General features: G+C 58.1%; 15 protein-coding genes. 11 read left to right on the forward strand and 4 right to left on the reverse strand.

Annotation, left to right across the window (positions count from 1 at the left end; translation table 11 throughout):
* The first annotated feature begins 11 nt into the window (after positions 1–11).
* The 7 genes from BLU76_RS02205 (at position 12) to BLU76_RS02235 (ending at position 8,375) form a co-directional block, all read left to right on the forward strand.
* Positions 12–1,370 carry a glutamine synthetase family protein gene (locus BLU76_RS02205; RefSeq protein WP_018610575.1) on the forward strand — a complete coding sequence of 453 codons (1,359 nt, stop codon included), beginning with the start codon at positions 12–14 and terminating at the stop codon, positions 1,368–1,370.
* A 58-nt stretch (positions 1,371–1,428) separates the two neighbouring features.
* The gene (locus BLU76_RS02210) at positions 1,429–2,793 is read left to right on the forward strand and encodes an aspartate aminotransferase family protein (protein ID WP_092149105.1); all 1,365 of its coding nucleotides are present in this window, start codon (positions 1,429–1,431) and stop codon (positions 2,791–2,793) included.
* A gap of 196 nt (positions 2,794–2,989) precedes the next feature.
* Positions 2,990–4,087, forward strand: a complete 1,098-nt coding sequence (locus BLU76_RS02215) for a polyamine ABC transporter substrate-binding protein (RefSeq protein ID WP_024617271.1) — start codon at positions 2,990–2,992, stop codon at positions 4,085–4,087.
* Positions 4,088–4,271: 184 nt separating this feature from the next.
* Positions 4,272–5,369, forward strand: a complete 1,098-nt coding sequence (locus tag BLU76_RS02220; RefSeq protein ID WP_092221344.1) for a polyamine ABC transporter substrate-binding protein — start codon at positions 4,272–4,274, stop codon at positions 5,367–5,369.
* A gap of 62 nt (positions 5,370–5,431) precedes the next feature.
* Entirely contained in the window at positions 5,432–6,574 is a 1,143-nt protein-coding gene (locus tag BLU76_RS02225; protein WP_063323901.1) for an ABC transporter ATP-binding protein, read from the forward strand.
* Positions 6,571–7,491, forward strand: a complete 921-nt coding sequence (locus tag BLU76_RS02230; RefSeq protein ID WP_063323902.1) for an ABC transporter permease subunit — start codon at positions 6,571–6,573, stop codon at positions 7,489–7,491. Before BLU76_RS02225 ends, BLU76_RS02230 begins: the two co-directional genes overlap by 4 nt.
* A complete protein-coding gene (locus BLU76_RS02235) occupies positions 7,488–8,375 on the forward strand; it encodes an ABC transporter permease subunit (protein ID WP_092221346.1) in 888 nt (295 codons plus the stop codon). Before BLU76_RS02230 ends, BLU76_RS02235 begins: the two co-directional genes overlap by 4 nt.
* 212 nt (positions 8,376–8,587) lie before the next feature.
* Here BLU76_RS02235 and BLU76_RS02240 read toward each other — a convergent pair whose 3' ends face one another.
* Entirely contained in the window at positions 8,588–9,226 is a 639-nt protein-coding gene (locus tag BLU76_RS02240) for an HD domain-containing protein (RefSeq protein ID WP_092221348.1), read from the reverse strand.
* Positions 9,227–9,413: 187 nt separating this feature from the next.
* On the opposite strand from BLU76_RS02240, the gene BLU76_RS02245 reads away from it, so the two are divergent.
* On the forward strand, positions 9,414–10,379 hold the full coding sequence (locus BLU76_RS02245; RefSeq protein WP_092221350.1) for a GlxA family transcriptional regulator: 966 nt from the start codon (positions 9,414–9,416) through the stop codon (positions 10,377–10,379).
* Between the two features lie 11 nt (positions 10,380–10,390).
* Here the strand turns inward: BLU76_RS02245 and BLU76_RS02250 are convergent, their stop codons facing one another.
* Together BLU76_RS02250 and BLU76_RS02255 are read right to left on the reverse strand one after the other, a co-directional pair.
* The gene (locus BLU76_RS02250; protein WP_014340738.1) at positions 10,391–10,732 is read right to left on the reverse strand and encodes a carboxymuconolactone decarboxylase family protein; all 342 of its coding nucleotides are present in this window, start codon (positions 10,730–10,732) and stop codon (positions 10,391–10,393) included.
* 100 nt (positions 10,733–10,832) lie between these two features.
* Positions 10,833–13,241, reverse strand: coding sequence for a penicillin acylase family protein (locus BLU76_RS02255; protein ID WP_092221352.1), 2,409 nt, complete (start codon positions 13,239–13,241; stop codon positions 10,833–10,835).
* 254 nt (positions 13,242–13,495) lie between these two features.
* Here BLU76_RS02255 and BLU76_RS30360 point away from each other — a divergent pair, with 254 nt between their 5' ends.
* Genes BLU76_RS30360 through BLU76_RS02265 form a run of 3 tightly spaced genes read left to right on the forward strand, consistent with a single transcriptional unit; the run spans position 13,496 to position 16,241 of the window.
* Positions 13,496–14,212 (forward strand): hypothetical protein, encoded by a 717-nt coding sequence (locus tag BLU76_RS30360; protein WP_139211578.1) that lies wholly within the window; start codon positions 13,496–13,498, stop codon positions 14,210–14,212.
* Positions 14,205–15,194: a KpsF/GutQ family sugar-phosphate isomerase gene (locus BLU76_RS02260; RefSeq protein WP_092221354.1), complete on the forward strand. Its 990-nt coding sequence runs from the start codon at positions 14,205–14,207 to the stop codon at positions 15,192–15,194. The genes BLU76_RS30360 and BLU76_RS02260 overlap by 8 nt, the downstream gene beginning before the upstream one ends.
* A gap of 12 nt (positions 15,195–15,206) precedes the next feature.
* Positions 15,207–16,241 carry an AEC family transporter gene (locus BLU76_RS02265; RefSeq protein WP_139211579.1) on the forward strand — a complete coding sequence of 345 codons (1,035 nt, stop codon included), beginning with the start codon at positions 15,207–15,209 and terminating at the stop codon, positions 16,239–16,241.
* Between the two features lie 238 nt (positions 16,242–16,479).
* Here BLU76_RS02265 and BLU76_RS02270 read toward each other — a convergent pair whose 3' ends face one another.
* Entirely contained in the window at positions 16,480–18,603 is a 2,124-nt protein-coding gene (locus tag BLU76_RS02270; RefSeq protein ID WP_092221358.1) for a type III effector, read from the reverse strand.
* Positions 18,604–18,605: the final 2 nt, after the last annotated feature.

Genomic DNA, 18,605 nt, shown 5'->3' on the forward strand with positions numbered 1-18,605 from the left:
TAGAGGCATTTATGAGTAACAACCTCGACCAGCTCACCGATTGGTTGAAAGACCACAAGATCACAGAAGTCGAATGCATGATTGGCGACCTCACCGGCATCACCCGGGGCAAGATCTCGCCGACCAACAAGTTCATCGCCGAGAAAGGCATGCGCCTGCCCGAGAGCGTTCTGCTCCAGACCGTTACGGGCGACTATGTCGAAGACGACATCTATTACGAACTGCTCGACCCTGCCGACATCGACATGATCTGTCGCCCGGACGAGAACGCAGTATTCCTTGTGCCCTGGGCCATCGAGCCCACAGCCCAGGTCATCCACGACGCTTACGACAAGCAGGGCAACCCCATCGAGCTGTCGCCGCGCAACGTGCTCAAGAAAGTACTCAAGCTCTACGCCGACAAGGGTTGGCAGCCGATCGTCGCGCCGGAAATGGAGTTCTACCTGACCAAGCGCAGCGACGACCCGGACTTTCCGCTGCAACCGCCCGTTGGCCGCTCCGGCCGTCCGGAAACCGGCCGGCAGTCCTTTTCGATCGAAGCGGCCAACGAATTCGACCCGCTGTTCGAAGACGTCTACGACTGGTGCGAACTGCAGGAACTGGACCTCGACACCCTGATCCACGAGGACGGCACGGCGCAGATGGAAATCAATTTCCGTCATGGCGATGCCCTGTCCCTGGCCGACCAGATCCTGGTGTTCAAGCGCACCATGCGCGAGGCGGCACTCAAGCACGACGTGGCTGCCACCTTCATGGCCAAGCCCATGACCGGTGAGCCAGGCAGTGCGATGCACCTGCACCAGAGCATCATCGACAAGGAAACCGGCAAGAACGTCTTCTCCAATGAAGACGGGACCATGAGCGATCTGTTCCTGCACCACATCGGTGGCCTGCAGAAATTCATCCCCGAGCTATTGCCGCTGTTCGCCCCCAACGTCAATTCGTTCCGTCGCTTCCTTCCGGACACGTCGGCGCCGGTGAACGTGGAGTGGGGCGAAGAGAACCGCACCGTGGGCCTGCGCGTGCCGGATGCCGGGCCGCAGAACCGTCGGGTGGAAAACCGCTTGCCGGGCGCCGATGCCAACCCGTACCTGGCGATTGCCGCCAGCCTGCTGTGTGGCTTCATCGGCATGGTCGAAGGCATCAACCCGAGCGCGCCGGTGGTGGGCCGAGGCTACGAACGCCGCAACCTGCGTTTGCCGCTGACCATCGAAGACGCCCTGGAACGCATGGAAAACAGCACCACCATCGAGAAATACCTGGGCAAGAAATTCATCACAGGCTACGTCGCGGTCAAGCGGGCCGAGCATGAAAACTTCAAGCGCGTCATCAGTTCGTGGGAGCGGGAATTCCTGCTCTTCGCCGTCTGAAGCGCCGGGCGAGGCTGCTTCAGGCAGCTTCGCCCTCACCGATAAAAGGAGAATTGGCATGACCCGCAACAACCCGCAAACCCGTGAATGGCAGGCCCTGAGCAACGATCACCACCTGGCGCCGTTCAGCGACTTCAAACAGCTCAAAGAGAAAGGCCCGCGCATCATCACCCACGCCAAGGGTGTCTACCTCTGGGACAGTGAAGGCAACAAGATCCTCGACGGCATGGCCGGCCTCTGGTGCGTGGCCGTCGGTTATGGCCGCGAGGAACTGGCCGACGCCGCCAGCCAACAGATGCGCGAGCTGCCGTACTACAACCTGTTCTTCCAGACGGCCCACCCGCCAGTGCTGGAGTTGTCCAAAGCCATCGCCGACATCGCCCCAGAAGGCATGAACCACGTGTTCTTCACCGGTTCCGGCTCCGAAGGCAACGACACCATGCTGCGGATGGTCCGCCACTATTGGGCGATCAAGGGCCAGCCGAACAAGAAAGTCATCATCAGCCGCAAGAACGGTTACCACGGTTCGACCGTGGCCGGCGCGAGCCTGGGTGGCATGACCTATATGCACGAGCAGGGCGACCTGCCGATCCCGGGCATTGTCCACATCGCCCAACCTTATTGGTTCGGCGAAGGCGGCGACATGAGCCCCGAAGAGTTCGGCGTGTGGGCGGCCAACCAGTTGGAAGAAAAGATCCTGGAGCTCGGCGTGGACAACGTTGGCGCCTTCATCGCCGAGCCGATCCAGGGCGCCGGTGGCGTGATCGTACCGCCGGACAGCTACTGGCCGCGCATGAAGGAAATCCTCGCCAAGTACGACATCCTGTTCGTGGCCGACGAGGTGATCTGTGGTTTCGGTCGTACCGGTGAGTGGTTCGGTACCGATCACTACGGGTTGAAACCGCACATGATGACCATCGCCAAGGGCCTGACCTCCGGCTACATCCCCATGGGCGGGCTGATCGTGCGTGACGACGTGGTCGCGGTGCTCAACGAAGGCGGAGACTTCAACCACGGGTTTACCTACTCCGGTCACCCGGTGGCCGCAGCGGTGGCCCTGGAAAACATCCGCATCCTGCGCGACGAAAAGATCATCGAGCGTGTCCACAGCGAAACGGCACCCTATTTGCAGAAGCGTTTGCGGGAACTGAACGATCATCCTCTGGTGGGTGAAGTGCGCGGTGTCGGTTTGCTGGGAGCGATCGAACTGGTCCAGGACAAGGCCACGCGCAAGCGCTACGAAGGCAAGGGCGTGGGCATGATCTGCCGGCAGTTCTGCTTCGATAACGGGCTGATCATGCGCGCGGTGGGCGACACCATGATCATTGCGCCGCCGCTGGTGATCAGCAAGGCCGAGATCGATGAGTTAGTGGCCAAGGCGCGGCAGTGCCTGGACCTGACGCTCAGTGCGTTGCAAGGCTAAGTGCTAGGCTCTGAGCGAGGTGCCTGCAAGGGCCTCGCCCAGCGAGAATAAAAGGCTGGGCTTGTGTTGAAAGCCTGGCCTGTAACTTGCCAGACTACCGACCGTTCAAGTTGTCCGCGAGCCGGCTACTGAACGTGGCTAAGAAGAATAACTGGAGCACTTTTTCATGAAGGCATTAGGCATGAAGACATTAGGTATGAAGATAGCTGGCAAGACCCTCCTGGCCATGTCCCTGATGGGCGTGATGGCGGGCGCGGTTCAGGCGGACGATAAAGTGCTGCACGTCTATAACTGGTCCGACTACATTGCGCCGGACACCGTCGCCAAGTTCGAGAAAGAATCGGGGATCAAAGTCGTCTACGACGTATTCGACAGCAACGAAACCCTGGAAGCCAAGTTGCTGGCCGGCAAGTCCGGTTATGACATCGTGGTGCCGTCGAACAACTTCCTGGCCAAGCAGATCAAGGCCGGGGTCTACCAGAAACTCGACAAGTCCAAGTTGCCCAACTGGAAAAACCTGAATACCGACCTGCTCAAGGCCGTTTCGGTGAGCGACCCGGGCAACGAACATGCCTTCCCGTACATGTGGGGTTCGATCGGCATCGGCTTCAACGCCGAGAAGGTCAAGGCTGCCCTCGGTGCCGACGCTCCAACCAACTCGTGGGACTTGCTGTTCAAGCCGGAAAACGCCGCCAAGCTGAAAGCCTGCGGCATCAGCTTCCTCGACTCGCCGACCGAAATGATCCCGGTGGCGCTGCATTACCTGGGCTATCCGACCGACAGCCAGGACAAGAAGCAACTGGCTGAAGCCGAGGCGCTGTTCCTCAAGATCCGTCCTTCGATCGGCTACTTCCACTCCTCCAAGTACATCTCCGACCTGGCCAACGGCAACATCTGCGTAGCGGTCGGCTACTCGGGCGACATCTACCAGGCCAAGTCCCGTGCGGCCGAAGCCGGCGGCAAGGTTAAAGTCAGCTACAACATTCCGAAGGAAGGTGCTGGCAGCTTCTTCGACATGGTCGCCATCCCCAAGGATGCCGAGAACGTCGAGGGTGCCTACAAGTTCATGACCTTCCTGCAAAAGCCGGAAATCATGGCTGAAATCACCGACACCGTGAGCTTCCCGAACGGCAACGCGGCCTCTACGCCGCTGGTCAGCAAGGAAATCACCAGCGACCCGGGCATCTACCCGCCGGCAGACGTGCAAGCCAAGCTTTACGCGATTGCCGACCTGCCAGCCGCGACCCAGCGGATCATGACTCGCAGCTGGACCAAGATCAAATCCGGTAAATAAGCCGGCCTGAAGCATCTTCCTGTTGTCGCTGCCATCGCGGCGGCGGCAACAGGAGCCATTAAATAACTAAAAGTTTTGCTGGATCGGTTTATCGAAGGTAAGTTGCGCGCCGGTTTTGTTGCAGGGCCTCTCATGGTCAAGTAACGGGGGCAACTTGGGCCCAACTATTTAAGAGGACCTCCACGTGCCAGTCTTTTCTTTGTTACGCAACGCCTTGCTGGTCGGTGCCGGCCTGACGCTCGCCGTCAGCGTCCAGGCCGCCTCCACCGTGCATATTTATAATTGGTCGGACTACATCGGCGAGACCACCCTGGCGGATTTCGAAAAAGCCACGGGCATCAAGCCGGTGTATGACGTGTTCGATTCCAACGAAACCCTGGAAGGCAAGTTGCTGGCCGGGCGTACCGGTTATGACGTGGTGGTGCCGTCCAACCACTTCCTCGGCAAGCAGATCAAGGCCGGGGCGTTCCAGAAGCTCGACAAGGCGCAGTTGCCCAACTACGCCAACCTCGACCCTGTGCTGCTCAAGCGCCTGGAAAAGAACGACCCGGGCAACCAGTACGCCGTACCTTACCTGTGGGGCACCAATGGCATCGGCTACAACGTCGAGAAGATCAAGGCGGTCCTGGGCGTCGACAAGATCGACTCGTGGGCCATGCTGTTCGAGCCGGAAAACATCAAGAAGCTCTCCAGCTGCGGCGTCTCGTTCCTCGACTCCGGCGATGAGATGATCCCGGCGATGCTCAATTACCTGGGCCTGAACCCCAACAGCGAAGACCCTGAAGACTACAAGAAGGCCGAGGCCCAGCTCCTCAAGATCCGGCCTTACGTGACCTACTTCAATTCCTCCAAGTACATCTCCGATCTGGCCAACGGCGAGATCTGCGTGGCCGCCGGTTTCTCCGGCGACATCTTCCAGGCCCGCGAACGTGCCAGCGAAGCCGGCAAGGGCGTCGAAATCGCCTACGTGATCCCCAAGGAAGGTGGCAACCTCTGGTTCGACATGCTGGCGATCCCGCGCGACGCCACCAACGTCAAGCAGGCGCATGCCTTCATCAACTATGTGCTCAAGCCTGAAGTCATCGCCCAGGTCAGCGACACCGTCGGTTATGCCAACCCGAACCCGAAGGCTGGCGAGCTGATGGACCAGAAAGTACGCACCGACGAAGCGGTTTACCCACCGCAAGCGGTCGTCGACAAGCTCTACGTCAACTCCGAGTTGCCGCCCAAGATCCAACGACTCATGACCCGCAGCTGGACCAAGGTCAAGTCGGGTAAATAACGTCAACACTCTTAAGGTTCGTCCGCGTGGGGCGAACTGCAAATTCTGTGGGAGTTTCGTAAATGGCAGTTGCCTCCGGCGCCTATAAGAAAGCCCTCGAGGGCGACCAGACACCCAAGCAGGTGTTGGTCAAAATCGACCGGGTCACGAAGAAGTTCGACGAGACGATTGCCGTGGACGATGTGTCCCTGGAAATCAAGAAAGGCGAGATCTTCGCCTTGCTCGGCGGTTCGGGATCAGGCAAATCCACCTTGCTGCGCATGCTGGCCGGTTTCGAGCGCCCTACCGAAGGGCGGATTTACCTCGACGGTGTGGACATCACCGACATGCCGCCCTACGAGCGGCCGATCAACATGATGTTCCAGTCCTACGCCTTGTTCCCCCACATGACCGTGGCGCAGAACATCGCCTTCGGCTTGCAGCAGGACAAGATCCCGAAAGCCGAGATCGATGCCCGCGTGGCTGAAATGCTCAAGCTGGTGCAGATGAGCCAATACGCCAAGCGCAAGCCGCACCAGCTCTCCGGCGGCCAGCGCCAGCGCGTGGCCTTGGCCCGTTCCCTGGCCAAGCGGCCGAAGCTGTTGTTGCTCGACGAGCCGATGGGCGCGCTGGATAAAAAACTGCGCTCGCAGATGCAGCTGGAACTGGTGGAGATCATCGAGCGGGTTGGCGTGACCTGCGTCATGGTGACCCATGACCAGGAAGAGGCCATGACCATGGCCGAGCGCATCGCGATCATGCACCTGGGCTGGATCGCCCAGATCGGCAGCCCGATCGACATCTACGAAACCCCGACCAGCCGGCTGGTCTGCGAGTTCATCGGCAACGTCAACATCTTCGAGACCGAAGTGGTGGACGACGCCGAAGGCCACGCGGTGCTGACCTGCAAGGACCTGGACCGCAACATCTACGTGGGCCACGGCATCAGCACCTCGGTGCAGGACAAGTCCGTGACCTATGCCATTCGCCCGGAAAAACTGCTGGTCACCGCCGAACAACCGACCTGCGAGAACAACTGGTCCAGCGGCAAGGTCCATGACATCGCCTACCTGGGCGGCCACTCGGTGTTCTACGTCGAGTTGCCGAGCGGCAAGCTGGTGCAGTCCTTCGTCGCCAACGCCGAACGCCGCGGCCAGCGTCCGACCTGGGGCGACCAGGTGTTCGTCTGGTGGGAAGACGACAGCGGCGTGGTACTTCGCTCATGAACATGCGCAAACTCAAACGCCGACTCGACCGAATAACGCCCGGTGGCCGCCAACTGGTCATCGGGGTGCCCTTCATCTGGCTGTTCCTGTTCTTCATGCTGCCGTTCTTCATTGTCCTGAAGATCAGCTTCGCCGAAGCCGACGTAGCCATCCCGCCGTACACCGAGATCTACAGCTACGTCGACCAGAAGCTGCAGGTGCTGCTCAACCTCGCCAACTACGCGATGCTGAGCGAGGACGAGTTGTACATCGCCGCCTACCTCGGCTCGCTGAAAATGGCCCTGATCAGCACGGTCTTGTGCCTGCTGATCGGCTACCCGATGGCCTATGGCATCGCCAATGCCCGCAAAGAGATGCAGACGGTGCTGGTGCTGCTGATCATGATGCCGACCTGGACCGCGATCCTGATCCGCGTCTACGCGTGGATGGGCATCCTCAGCAACAACGGCTTGCTCAACGGCTTTTTGCTGAGCATGGGTTTTATCAACGAACCGCTGCAGATCCTCAACACCAACCTGGCGGTGTATATCGGGGTCGTCTACTCCTACCTGCCGTTCATGATCCTGCCGCTGTACGCCAACCTGGTGAAACATGACCCCAGCCTGCTGGAAGCCGCGTCGGACCTGGGTTCGAGCACCTTCAACAGTTTCTGGAAAATCACCGTGCCACTGTCCAAGAACGGCATCGTCGCCGGTTGCATGCTGGTGTTCATCCCCGTGGTGGGCGAGTTCGTGATCCCGGAACTGCTGGGTGGCCCGGAAACCCTGATGATCGGCAAAGTGCTGTGGCAGGAATTCTTCAACAACCGTGACTGGCCGGTGGCATCCGCCCTGGCGGTGGTGATGCTGGCGATCCTGATCGTGCCCATCATCCTCTTCAACCGCAGTCAGGCCAAAGAAATGGAGGGCAAGGAATGAAGCGCTTCAGTTTTTCAAGCCTGATGCTGGTGCTGGGTTTGCTGTTCATCTACGCGCCCATGCTGATCCTGGTGATCTACTCGTTCAACGCCTCGAAACTGGTGACGGTGTGGGGCGGTTGGTCGATCAAGTGGTACGTCGGCCTGTTGGACAACAGCCAGTTGATGGGCTCGGTGGTGCGCTCGCTGGAGATCGCCTGCTACACGGCGATTGCCGCGGTGGCCCTGGGTACGCTGGCGGCTTTCGTGCTGACCCGCATCACCCACTTCAAGGGCCGCACGCTGTTCGGCGGCCTGGTCACCGCGCCGCTGGTGATGCCGGAAGTGATCACCGGCCTGTCGCTGTTGCTGCTGTTCGTAGCTATGGCCCAGATGATCGGCTGGCCCCAGGAGCGTGGCATCGTCACGATCTGGATTGCCCACACCACGTTCTGCGCGGCGTATGTGGCGGTGGTGGTCTCGGCGCGCTTGCGTGAGCTGGACCTGTCCATCGAGGAAGCGGCCATGGACCTCGGTGCGCGGCCGTGGAAGGTGTTCTTTTTGATCACCATCCCGATGATCGCACCGTCACTGGCAGCGGGGGGCATGATGTCGTTCGCGCTGTCCCTGGACGACCTGGTGCTGGCGAGCTTCGTCTCCGGCCCGGGTTCGACGACCTTGCCGATGGAAGTGTTCTCGGCGGTGCGCCTGGGTGTGAAACCGGAAATCAACGCCGTGGCGAGCCTGATCCTGCTGGCGGTGTCGCTGGTGACTTTCCTGGTTTGGTTCTTCAGCCGCCGCGCCGAAGAAAGCCGTAAGCGGGCGATCCAGCAAGCCATCGAAGAAAGCGCTGCCGACTCCTGGAAACAGCCGGATATACGCCGGGCCGAGACCGCACCGGTCTAACCCGAAGCAGCTCTACCTGTGGGAGCGAGCTTGCTCGCGATAGCGGTGAGACAGTCGACGAAAAGGTTGAATGTCAGTCCGCCTTCGCGAGCAAGCTCGCTCCCACAGGTTTTTTTGCTGCCCACAAATCCCGGGACAGGCCCAAGTCCAATGTGGGAGCGAGCTTGCTCGCGATAGCGGTGGGACAGTCACTGAAGCTGCTTGACGGAGAATCACGAATTCCAGGGCGATGTACGAATGACTTTGACAAAGTTCGTCGGCTTGAACCCCGGCTCCTGATCCACCAGCACATCCGTCTTCACATTGCCGAAGGTCGTTTGCGGGCGATGCCGCAAGCCGTCGGCGAAGGCGCAGATGATGCATTCCTTGAACCCTTCCCCGCGCGGATGAGCATGCACCACGGCGTCTCGCTGCGCGGCCGGGAACGCGGCGTAATCCATGCCCAGTACGTCCATCTCCACCCCGGCGGTCACCAGGGCGACGGTGGGGCGCAGGTGTTTGGGCACGCCTGGCGTGGTGTGCAAGGCGATGGACAACCATACCTGCTCGATATCGTCATCGCTCAACCCGTAGGGTTTGAGAAATGCCGTGGCGGCGTTTGCGCCGTCCACCTCGAAACGTTCGTCGTCGCTGCGGTAACCCTCCACCAGGCCCAGGTCGTGGAACATCGCTCCGACATATAGCAACTCCGGATTGTAGGCCAACTGTCGACGCTGGCCACTCAAGGCGCCGAACAGAAATACCCGGCGAGAGTGGTGGTACAGCAGGTCGGACTCGATATCGCGGATATATTCGGTGGTGGCGCGGGCGAGGGCGCTGTCGGGGATTTTGATGCCGGCGATGCTGCTCATGGGGTTCTCCTTTTGACGATGGGCCAGTGCGGCGCCGAGGGTTTCAGTCTGTTCGCCGGGAGGTCGCGCAACAATCTTCCCATGGCTGCGATCCTTGCCAATAAGCCTGGGTTTCGTGCCAGATGGCTTCCTGGGCGCGGATTGGCTAGGGTGGCGGGGTCGTCCAACTCGAAGGCACCCATGAACCATGCAGAAAATCGTCGCCGTCGTGGTATTCCCAGGTGTCCAGTCGCTGGACGTTTCCGGGCCCATGGATGTGTTCAGCGAAGCTAATCGGTTCCTGGCCGCCGAGGACCACTATCGGCTTGAAGTGATTGGCGTCGAACCGGGCGCGATGCCCTGTTCCAACGGCTTGTCCGTGAATGCCCATCGGCATTTCAGCGAGGCTTTGCAGGCGTACGACCTGCTATTGGTGGCGGGCGGGCCGCAGTTACCGCTGATGCAATTTGGCACGGTATTCGATGCCTGGCTGCGGGAAGCCTGCGGGCGAGCGCGGCGCTTTGGTTCGATCTGCAACGGCGCTTTCATGCTGGCCCGGGCCGGATTGCTGGAGGGGCGAGCCGTCACCACCCATTGGGGCGACGCCGCGGCGCTGGCGCAGCTGTGTCCCTCGACCCGGGTTGAAGCGGACCGTTTGTACGTCCAAGATCGCGAGCTCTACACTTCTGCCGGGGTTAGCGCAGGGATCGACCTGTCGTTGTTCCTGCTGGCCCAGGACCATGGGCCAGACGTGGCGCTGAGTGTCGCCAAACGGCTGGTGGTGTTTACGCAGCGCTCGGGCGGGCAGTCACAGTTCAGCCCCTTTCTTGCGCCCCACGCAGAGCCGATGTCCACGGTAGCCCAGGTCCAGGCGCATGTACTGGCGCACCTGAACGGTGACCTGACCATCGCCGACCTGGCCAACGCCGCGAACATGAGCCCGCGAAATTTCTCCCGGGTGTTCACCCGAGAGGCGAAGGTCACACCGGCAGAGTTTGTCGAGCAGGCCCGGGTGGACGCGGCGCGGGTGATGCTGGAAAGCACCCGCGCCCCGCTCAAGACCGTGGCCTGGCAGTGCGGCTTTCGAGATGCCCAACACATGCGCAGCGTTTTCAATCGCAGGTTGGGGGTTACGCCGCAGCAATTCCGGTTGCACTTCGGTGCGCTGGTGTAGGTGTCAGCCGTTCACTTCTTCAGCGCGTCGTGGGCCTCCAGGGCACGCAGGGAATAGATGTACGCCGCGCCGGCATTCAGCGACACCGCGGTGGCCAGGGTGGCGGCGATTTCTTCGCGGGTGGCGCCGGCCTTGATGGCGGCGTCGGTGTGTACGCCGATGCAGCCGTCGCAACGGGTGGTGATGGCCACGGCGATGGAGATCAGTTCACGGGTCTTGGCATCGAGCACGTTGTTTTCAGCTGCGGCTTCATCCAGGGCCATGTAGGCCTTGACCATTTTCGGGTTGCTCTTGCCCAGGGCGCCAAAGGCACTCTTGATGGTAGGCAGCAGTTCGGACCAGTTATTGAACATTGCGTTGACTCCTATGAAAGGACTGGGGATTGAGCCGGTGTAGTCATTGACCCTTAATGACGATTGGGCCTGTTGGCGATGAAAAATACCCTCGGCAAGCTCAGGGCGTAGCCCTGGCCGGTAGCAGTTTCAAGGTCGCGCGAGTATTGGCCATCACTTCTTCCTCGGCCAGGTGCGCCTGGTAATAGACCCCTTCGATGTACGCCTCGGCCTGATCCTCGTAATGCTTGTCGAACGGCACGCCGCCCTGGCCGACCGGATTGACGGTGACACTATGGGCCGGGTCGGCGAAGTCGATGATGCGCCGGGTCGAAGGACCATAGGTCACCGGCCAAGGGGCTGGACCAATTTTAGCCGAGAGATTGTTGGGCACCTCATGGGTACCGGGTGCCGCGAACGGGCCGACGTTGAAGACCCGGTCCAGCGGCTTTTGCAGGCCCAGCGGATGACCGTGGGTGAGGGTATGAGCTTTGCCCCACTGCCATTGGCCGGCATCGTCACCCAGAGTGGCCCGCAGGTGCGCCAGGCTTTTCTTCCAGGCGATGTTCACGGTGTCGGCACGGGTTTCCACGCCCAGCGTCGCGCGGTCATCCCACCACGGTGAATCCTTCGAGGCCGCCAGGCGTGGCAGGGCTGCATCGATCACCCGAGTCGACAGCGCGGTCTCGAAGAACCCATCGCCCAGTTCATCGTGCAGGGCGGCGTCGGCCAGGTTGAACAGGAACTGGTTGAACAGCGTGGCGCTGATGGATTCCAGCGGGTAATCGCCTTGCCATTGGGCCAGTTGCTCCACCCATTTGCGCTCCTGCGGATCGCTGACCACCTCGCGCAACACCGGCAACAAAGGCGCGAGCAGGCGCGGGCCGTAGGCGGTGGTGGTGCCCAGTTGCAGTTTCTGGGTGGTTTCGATGTCCCACTTCGCCTGCTTGTCGCTGAGCTGGTGGTTGAGTTGCTGGCCACGGTCGGCGAGGTTGTAATAACCGGGGATCTCGATGCCGCTGGCCGGCACTGGCTGGAAATTGGCCGAGACGATGTAGCCCCGCGCCGGGTTCTCCTCCTGCGGGTTGTTGCTGAACGGATAGAAGCCTTCCTTTTCCGCCTCCGGGCTGCTGCCATCGAGAATGAAGCCGGGCTTCACGCCGACTGGCCGCTTGGGCAGTTGCGCGGCGGCCCACCAGCCGATGTCCCCCTTGGCGTTGGCCCATACCACGTTCAGCCCCGGCGCGTGGATCTTGGCCGAAGCGCCGCGAGCCTTGGTGAGGGTGTCGGCGCGGTTGAGCTGGTAAAAGGCCTCGAGGATCGGGTTGCGGCTTTCCAGGAACCCCCACCACATCGCGACCGGGGTCTTGCCGGCGTTCGCGCCGAGGGCATCGTTGACGATCGGGCCATGGGGCGACTGGCGCAGCACCAGCGTCACCGGCGCCTGGCCCTTGACCGCGATCTGCTGCTCGCTGCGGGTCATGTCCACCCATTTGTCGCGATACCAGACCTGCTCGGGATTGTCCGGGTTGACCTTCTCGGCGATCAGGTCCAGGTCGTCGTTCTGGAACATGGTGATGCTCCAGCCAAAATCCCGGTTCATACCCAGCGTCGCGAAGGGCAGCAGTGCCTGGTATTGCCCGTAGAGTTCGAACCCCGGGGCCGACAAGTGCGCCTCGTACCACACCGAAGGCGTGGAAAAGCGGATGTGCGGGTCACCCGCCAGCAACGGCTTGCCGCTGTGGGTGCGGCTGCCGGAGACCGCCCAGGCATTGCTGCCCTCGAACTGTGGCAGGCCGTTATCAGCCAGGGCCTGCTCGCTCAGGCGGGCCAGGGCGTCGAGGTCTTTCCAGTCGGCGGCAGCCAGCGGCAGGCTGCCCTTGCGACCTTCGGCCAGCACGCCCTGAGGCTGCCAGTCGAGGTCGAAAATGTTCAGGTAGTTGGCACCCAGCACATCGCGCACGTAGGTCAGCAGGGGGTCGGTGCGAAAGGCGGCGGCGAAGCTGTAGGCCATGTAGCCGGTAATGCTCACGGTGTCTTCGGCGGTGAAGGGGCGCTTGGGAATGCCCAGCACGTCGAATTCCACGGGACGGGTGTGGCTGTCCTGGTAGGCGTTGATCCCATCCAGATAGGCTTGCATGGCGAGCCAGGCGGGGGATTGTGGGTCCTGCTCGGTCACGTAGGCCGCGGCACGTTCGCGAATGCGCAGGCTGCGCATCAGCTTGTCGGTGTCGAGCAGTTTCGGCCCCAGCACCTCGGCCAGCTCACCACGGGCGAGGCGGCGCATGATCTCCATCTGAAACAGCCGATCCTGGGCATGGACATAACCGAGGGCGCGGTACAGGTCGGTTTCGTTCTCGGCGCGGATATGCGGCACACCGCGTTCGTCGTAGCGCACCGTCACCGAGCCATGCAGCCCTTGCAACTGCACCGTGCCTTGGCGGGTGGGCTGCTTGCTGTAGAGGTAGCCACCCGCGACGATGATCGCGGTGACGATCAATGACAGGAAGGCGATGAGGGTGCGTTTCATAAAAGTCCTTTTCCTAATACCGATGGCTATCGATAAACAGCGTAGGGCATTGATCTTGAAAAAATAATAACCCGGTCAATAGCTTGATTCCTACTAAAAGAAGTTGGGTGTAAGAGGTTTCCTTCGATTTTTTGGGAATTGAACTACAAGGATCTCATTGCTGGGGGCGTGGGCGAGGCCTATAAAAGATACGAGTGGTTACATGTGTTTCATTTGTGTGAGGTGGATCTTGAGAAAGCCGTAAGGAGGTGGGTATGTTCGGACTCATGGAGTATGTTTCTCAAAAAATAACAGACGCTGAGTTGGTGAATGAGCCGTTCAAATTTTTTGAAGTAAAGGACTTTGTTCCGGCAGGAGTTTACAGGGAATTTATTTCCAACTTGCCAGTATTGGATTTATACAAGCCTTTGATGCATAAAAGCACCTTGAGAAATGGGGGTTCGACGCGATTTGAGTTGCCTTTGTCTCTTGAAGGCGTTTCGGTTGATCTTGGTAACGTTTTTTCGGGGTCTAAAGTTGCTATTGATATTGTTGAGCTTCTTTGTGGTGAACGATTCAAGTGTCTTTTGCTAGGCAAGTTTGGTTCTGATCTTGAGGTGACTCCTTATCCGCATTTGTATAAAGATTTTGCCGGATTTGATTTGCCTCCGCATACGGATATTGTTGAAAAAGCAATGACATTTGGATGGTATCTGCCAGAAAATGCAGAATGTAAAGATTCAGGGCTTGGGTTGTTTGTGAGAAGTAAAGGTGGTTTTGAAGAGTTTAGGAGGATTCCTTATGAGCCAAATGTAGCGTTTGCTTTTCTGAGATCAAGCGATAGCTGGCATGGTGCTAAACATCATTCCAGTGTTTCCTATGAGAGAAATAGTTTGTTTGTGACGTTTTATCTAAAAAGTCATTACAGGGATGGAGCTCTGTTCGTAAATGATCCAAATGTCGACCGTAAGGAGATAAGAATTCATGAATGATAAATTCTTGTCAGAGATAGGGTCCGACAGGCATCTACTCACTTTGGGAAGAGAGGTGTTGATCAGCGAGGGGCAGGCATTGATAAAGCTGTCCAATGAGTTGGAGGGTAATGGGTTTGTCGATGTCGTTCGACTTATATTGGCCTGCAAGGGGCACGTAGTGATTCTAGGAGTTGGGAAAAGTGGCCATGTCGGTAAGAAAATTGCCGCAAGTCTAGCCTCTACGGGGACGCCCAGCTTTTTTATACACCCGTCCGAGGCTAAGCACGGGGACTTGGGCATGATTACGGCGCGTGACCTCGCAGTACTAATATCCTATAGCGGTAGAAGTGAAGAGATTTTGTCTCTGCTTCCCTATCTTCATGATCTGGGTGTGAATACCGTAGCGTTGACAAATTTTTCAAGCTCTGAATTGGCATGTAAAACAAATGCGCATGTGGCGTTGAAAGTGGATAGGGAAGCCTGTCCATATAATCTGGCGCCAACCGTAAGCTCTAGTGCCACATTAGGCGTTGGAGATGCGATTGCTATGGCTCTGATGAGAATTAAGCGCTTCACGAAGGAAGAGTTCTCAAAAAATCATCCCGCCGGAAATCTAGGCAAGGTGTTGACGGCGAAAATTCGTGACGTAATGGTGAGAGGGGATAAAGTCCCTGCACTACCGCCTGATACATTATTCCTGGATGCGGTTAGTTATATGGCGAATAAGCGTCTTGGGTTTGTCGTTGTGGTAGATACATTCTCCAGGCCTTTGGGGGTGTTTACGGATGGCGATATGGCTCGAGTGCTCAGGGGAAATGACGATATTGCTTATCTTAAGATTTCGGATGTTATGGAAGTCAATTTAAGATGCGTGTATGAAAGCGAACTGATTGCAGACTGTATAGGTGTTGGTGTGTCTGCAATCTTGGTTGTTGACCACAAGGGAAAACTTCTAGGCGTTTCGCACAAAAATGACCTTCTAGCTTCTGTTGCTGTGTGATTTGCAGGAAGAGTGAGTTTTTTATTGCGAGTATACGTTCGTTTGGTTGCTGCTGATTGGCAGGGTGGACTGGTTATGTTGATGTTATCTTTGAATTCCACGTTGTCTATATTTATTTTGATACTGTTGGGTTGTTTGCTTTCGTTTGCAGGCCTCATGCGTCGCGGTGCTGATGAGATATTGAGCGACTATGTTTTTTATGTTGCGCTCCCCGTAGAAATTTTTTTAACGACGCTGAAGTCCGATTACACGCCGGGCGTCGATATAAATGCTTACGTTCAGGCGTATGGTTTGGGCATTTTTATATTGTGGGTCCTGATTTTTATCATCTACAGAATTTATCTGAAGAAAAGTCTGGTGGAGGTTGGTTTGAACTTTATTGCGATAGGGCAAACAAATACTGCTTTTTTGGCAGTGCCAGTCTTCATATTGCTGTTGGGTGATTCGGCTTTGGTTGTACCAATAATTATTTTTCAGTCTGTTGTCCTTACGAGCGTTGCGATATTTGTCATGGAAACTTCTTCTTTTTCGAAAGCTGGATCTTCGGGTGCTTTCTTAAAGAGAGCCCTGTTGGTAGTTTTCAAAAATCCATTGATAATTTCCGCGCTGACGGGGTCTCTCATTTCGCAAATTAAGCTCTCGCACATGATCGATACAGATTTTTTTATCATCGAGAGTATGGAGATGATTGCGGATACTGCGGCGCCTATTGCTCTAATAGCATTAGGTGCTTCGTTCTATGCTGGTCGTGTAGCGTCCACCATGAAAAACGACTGTAATGAAATAGTGCTGGGTGTGTTGATAAAGAATTTTTTGCATCCCGCGATTTCTTTCGTGGTGGGACAGTATTTTTTGGGACTGTCTGGCTTGCTGTTGTTCGCACTGATACTGATATCGGCAATGCCTTCTCCAAAAAATACGTTTATCTTTGCGCAAACCTATGGTGTGTCGGTGCAGAAGTTTAATTTAATACTTTTGGCTACCACGGGGGTTTCTTTTTTTGTGGTCAATGTGGCTGGCTATTTTTTTCTTCCTGATGTGGTCTGAGGTGAAAATGCCTGAAGCGCTGAAGCGTTACCTCGACTTTGACGAAATTTCCTCAACTTCCAGCACGCGCAAAGCATCAGTCTAAGCGAAGACAAACCCATCTATTAGCGGACGTGCGTTCAGTTCGCTCTTGGCTGAAAGATGAGTTTGGTCGTAGATCAGCAGTCATGCGAGCGGGGTGAAGGGAATTCTGCAACAGGTGATCGCCGGACCAGCGAAGGATGGCCCGGCGAATTCATCAGCTTGGCCGGGTAGTGGGTGCAGGTTCGTTGGACGGCCCGCCCTGGGGTCGCGCTTCGCCTCGCTCTGCCAGTTGAATGTTATCGCCAGAGGCTTTTTTGGGCCGCGGTGCCAGGCTTTGGGCCCATTCGGTACCCAGGTTAAGCCCTGCGATAGCGGTTTGCGGAACGACCTGGGTAAGGCCGCGGGTCACGTGGTAGGTATTTTCCAGGTCGCGCCGCCAGCCTTCCGGCTGGGTGTGGGGCAGGCCGTCTCGGTTTGGATTTGTCACGTTCTGCAGCGGTACGTTTGCTCGCTTGGTCAGGTCGTCTTTGCCGCTCAGCGCCTTGTTTTCGAGCGGTGCCGCCACACTGTTGGCGAAGAACGGAAGCAGCGTCAGGCCGGAGGAGAAGAAGGTTGTGACAATCTGCTCCATTTTTTCCCGCACTTCCGGGTTTTCACCCACCGCGGCTGCGTCGCCCACGGCTGTACGCATGGCGACCCCTTCGCCTACGCCAACGATCCGGTTGGCGAGGTCGCTGACGTTGGCCATGCTGATCGGGTTGAGCTTTCCTGTCGCTTCGGAAAAGGCCTTGGGTAACAGTTCGCCCCAGTTGCGGTTTTCCTTGGTCACCCGGTAGGTGGGAATCTCCTCATCACCGTGGGTTTGTGCATATTTCGCCACTGCCTGGCCCCCCGCCATGAAGGTGCCGCCCACTGCTGAGGCCGTCGTGCGGGCGATGATGCCGCCGGCGTTTACCGAGGTGAATTGATCAATGGTATCGCGCACGGCATGGGCGGCACCGAAGGCGAGGTAGCCGGTGAAGTCACCGCTCATGGTGCCAAAGTTGTTCGCGTTCTGTTTGAGCTTGAAGTCGTTGCGCTTTTGCTCCTGTGTGAGGTCGAGGGCATCGCGTCCAGCGTTCTCGACCCGACGTCCGTCCTGGGTGACGACTTGCAGGGCCTTGGGATAGACCGACATTGGATCGACTTTTTCCAGGCCGGCGCCGATGGTCTTGTCGACGACGACCTGGACGAATGGGCGGATGCCGTCGCTGATCACCTTGTGGGCGGCGCCTAGGACAGTCGAGGTCGCCGCGACATGCTTGCCGTAGGAGGCGTCCGCCATTTTTTCATCAATCGACGCTGTGATCGCGCCAAAGTGGCCCGCAGACGCCACGCCCTGCGGGATCCCCGCCCCGGCGAACACCGCCAGGCCGGTTACAAAGCCGCTTTTGGTCTTGAGGTCGGCGACATAGTCCTGGCGTGCGACGTTCTTCAGTGCGGTGTCCAGCACCTCGTTTTTCTTCGTCGCCGTTGCCAGTTCGCTTGGCGTGTTCGGCTTGTCGTCATCGGTCTTGAGCAACTCGCCAAGCTCCCCCTGGACCTCGAGCAACTGATCCAGTTGATCTTTCGCCAGGTCGCGTTCGGGTTGGGAAAGGCTCTCGTTGGTCGCGGCACTCTGCGCGTGCTCGATTCGGCTTTCCATGAAGGTATTCAAGCGCGTGGGCATGTCTTGCGTCATGGCTTGCATGACACCCTTGGCATAACCGCGGAAGGCTTCATGGCTATTTTTCAGCAGTTGGCGATCGTTCCCTTCCGGGGTTTTATCAATGACTTCCTGGCACAACGAATGATAGGCGCCAAGGGTATTACCCATGCGCTCGCAGTGTTTGTCCCAGACCGCCTTGAAACCGCCGTCCTCTTTCCGGTCGCCCTCATTCTTGGCCAGGTACTCGTTGAAGTCCTTGACGAATGCCTCGGTTTCTTCGTGGCCCGACAGCATCGGGTGTGGCGTGCCGCCGAGTGCGGCGAGATGCTTCTGTACATCTTGATAACTTGTGCCTGGCGCGTAGCCCAATACCTTGCCTTCCAGGCTCATGTGCTCACGTGCATAGCCAATGGGGTCGCTCTCAGGGTTTTTCTTGCCGAGGCTGGTGACCAGTCCTGTCAGGCGCTGTTGCCTGGTTCGGAGTGTTTGCTGGGTCTTGTCGGTCGCCTGTCCTTCGAAGTGATAAGGCACCAGGGGATTGGTGGAGGGACGAACCTGCCCGGACAGGCTGGTTCCCACTGGCGTGATCCGATCGTCCTGCTGGTGCAACGCCGCCGAGCTGGTGCTTCGTCCTACTGATAAATCTGGCATGT

It is taken from the genome of Pseudomonas sp. NFACC08-1 (assembly GCF_900106735.1).
In the GTDB taxonomy this organism is placed as follows: Bacteria; Pseudomonadota; Gammaproteobacteria; order Pseudomonadales; family Pseudomonadaceae; genus Aquipseudomonas; species Aquipseudomonas fluorescens_Q.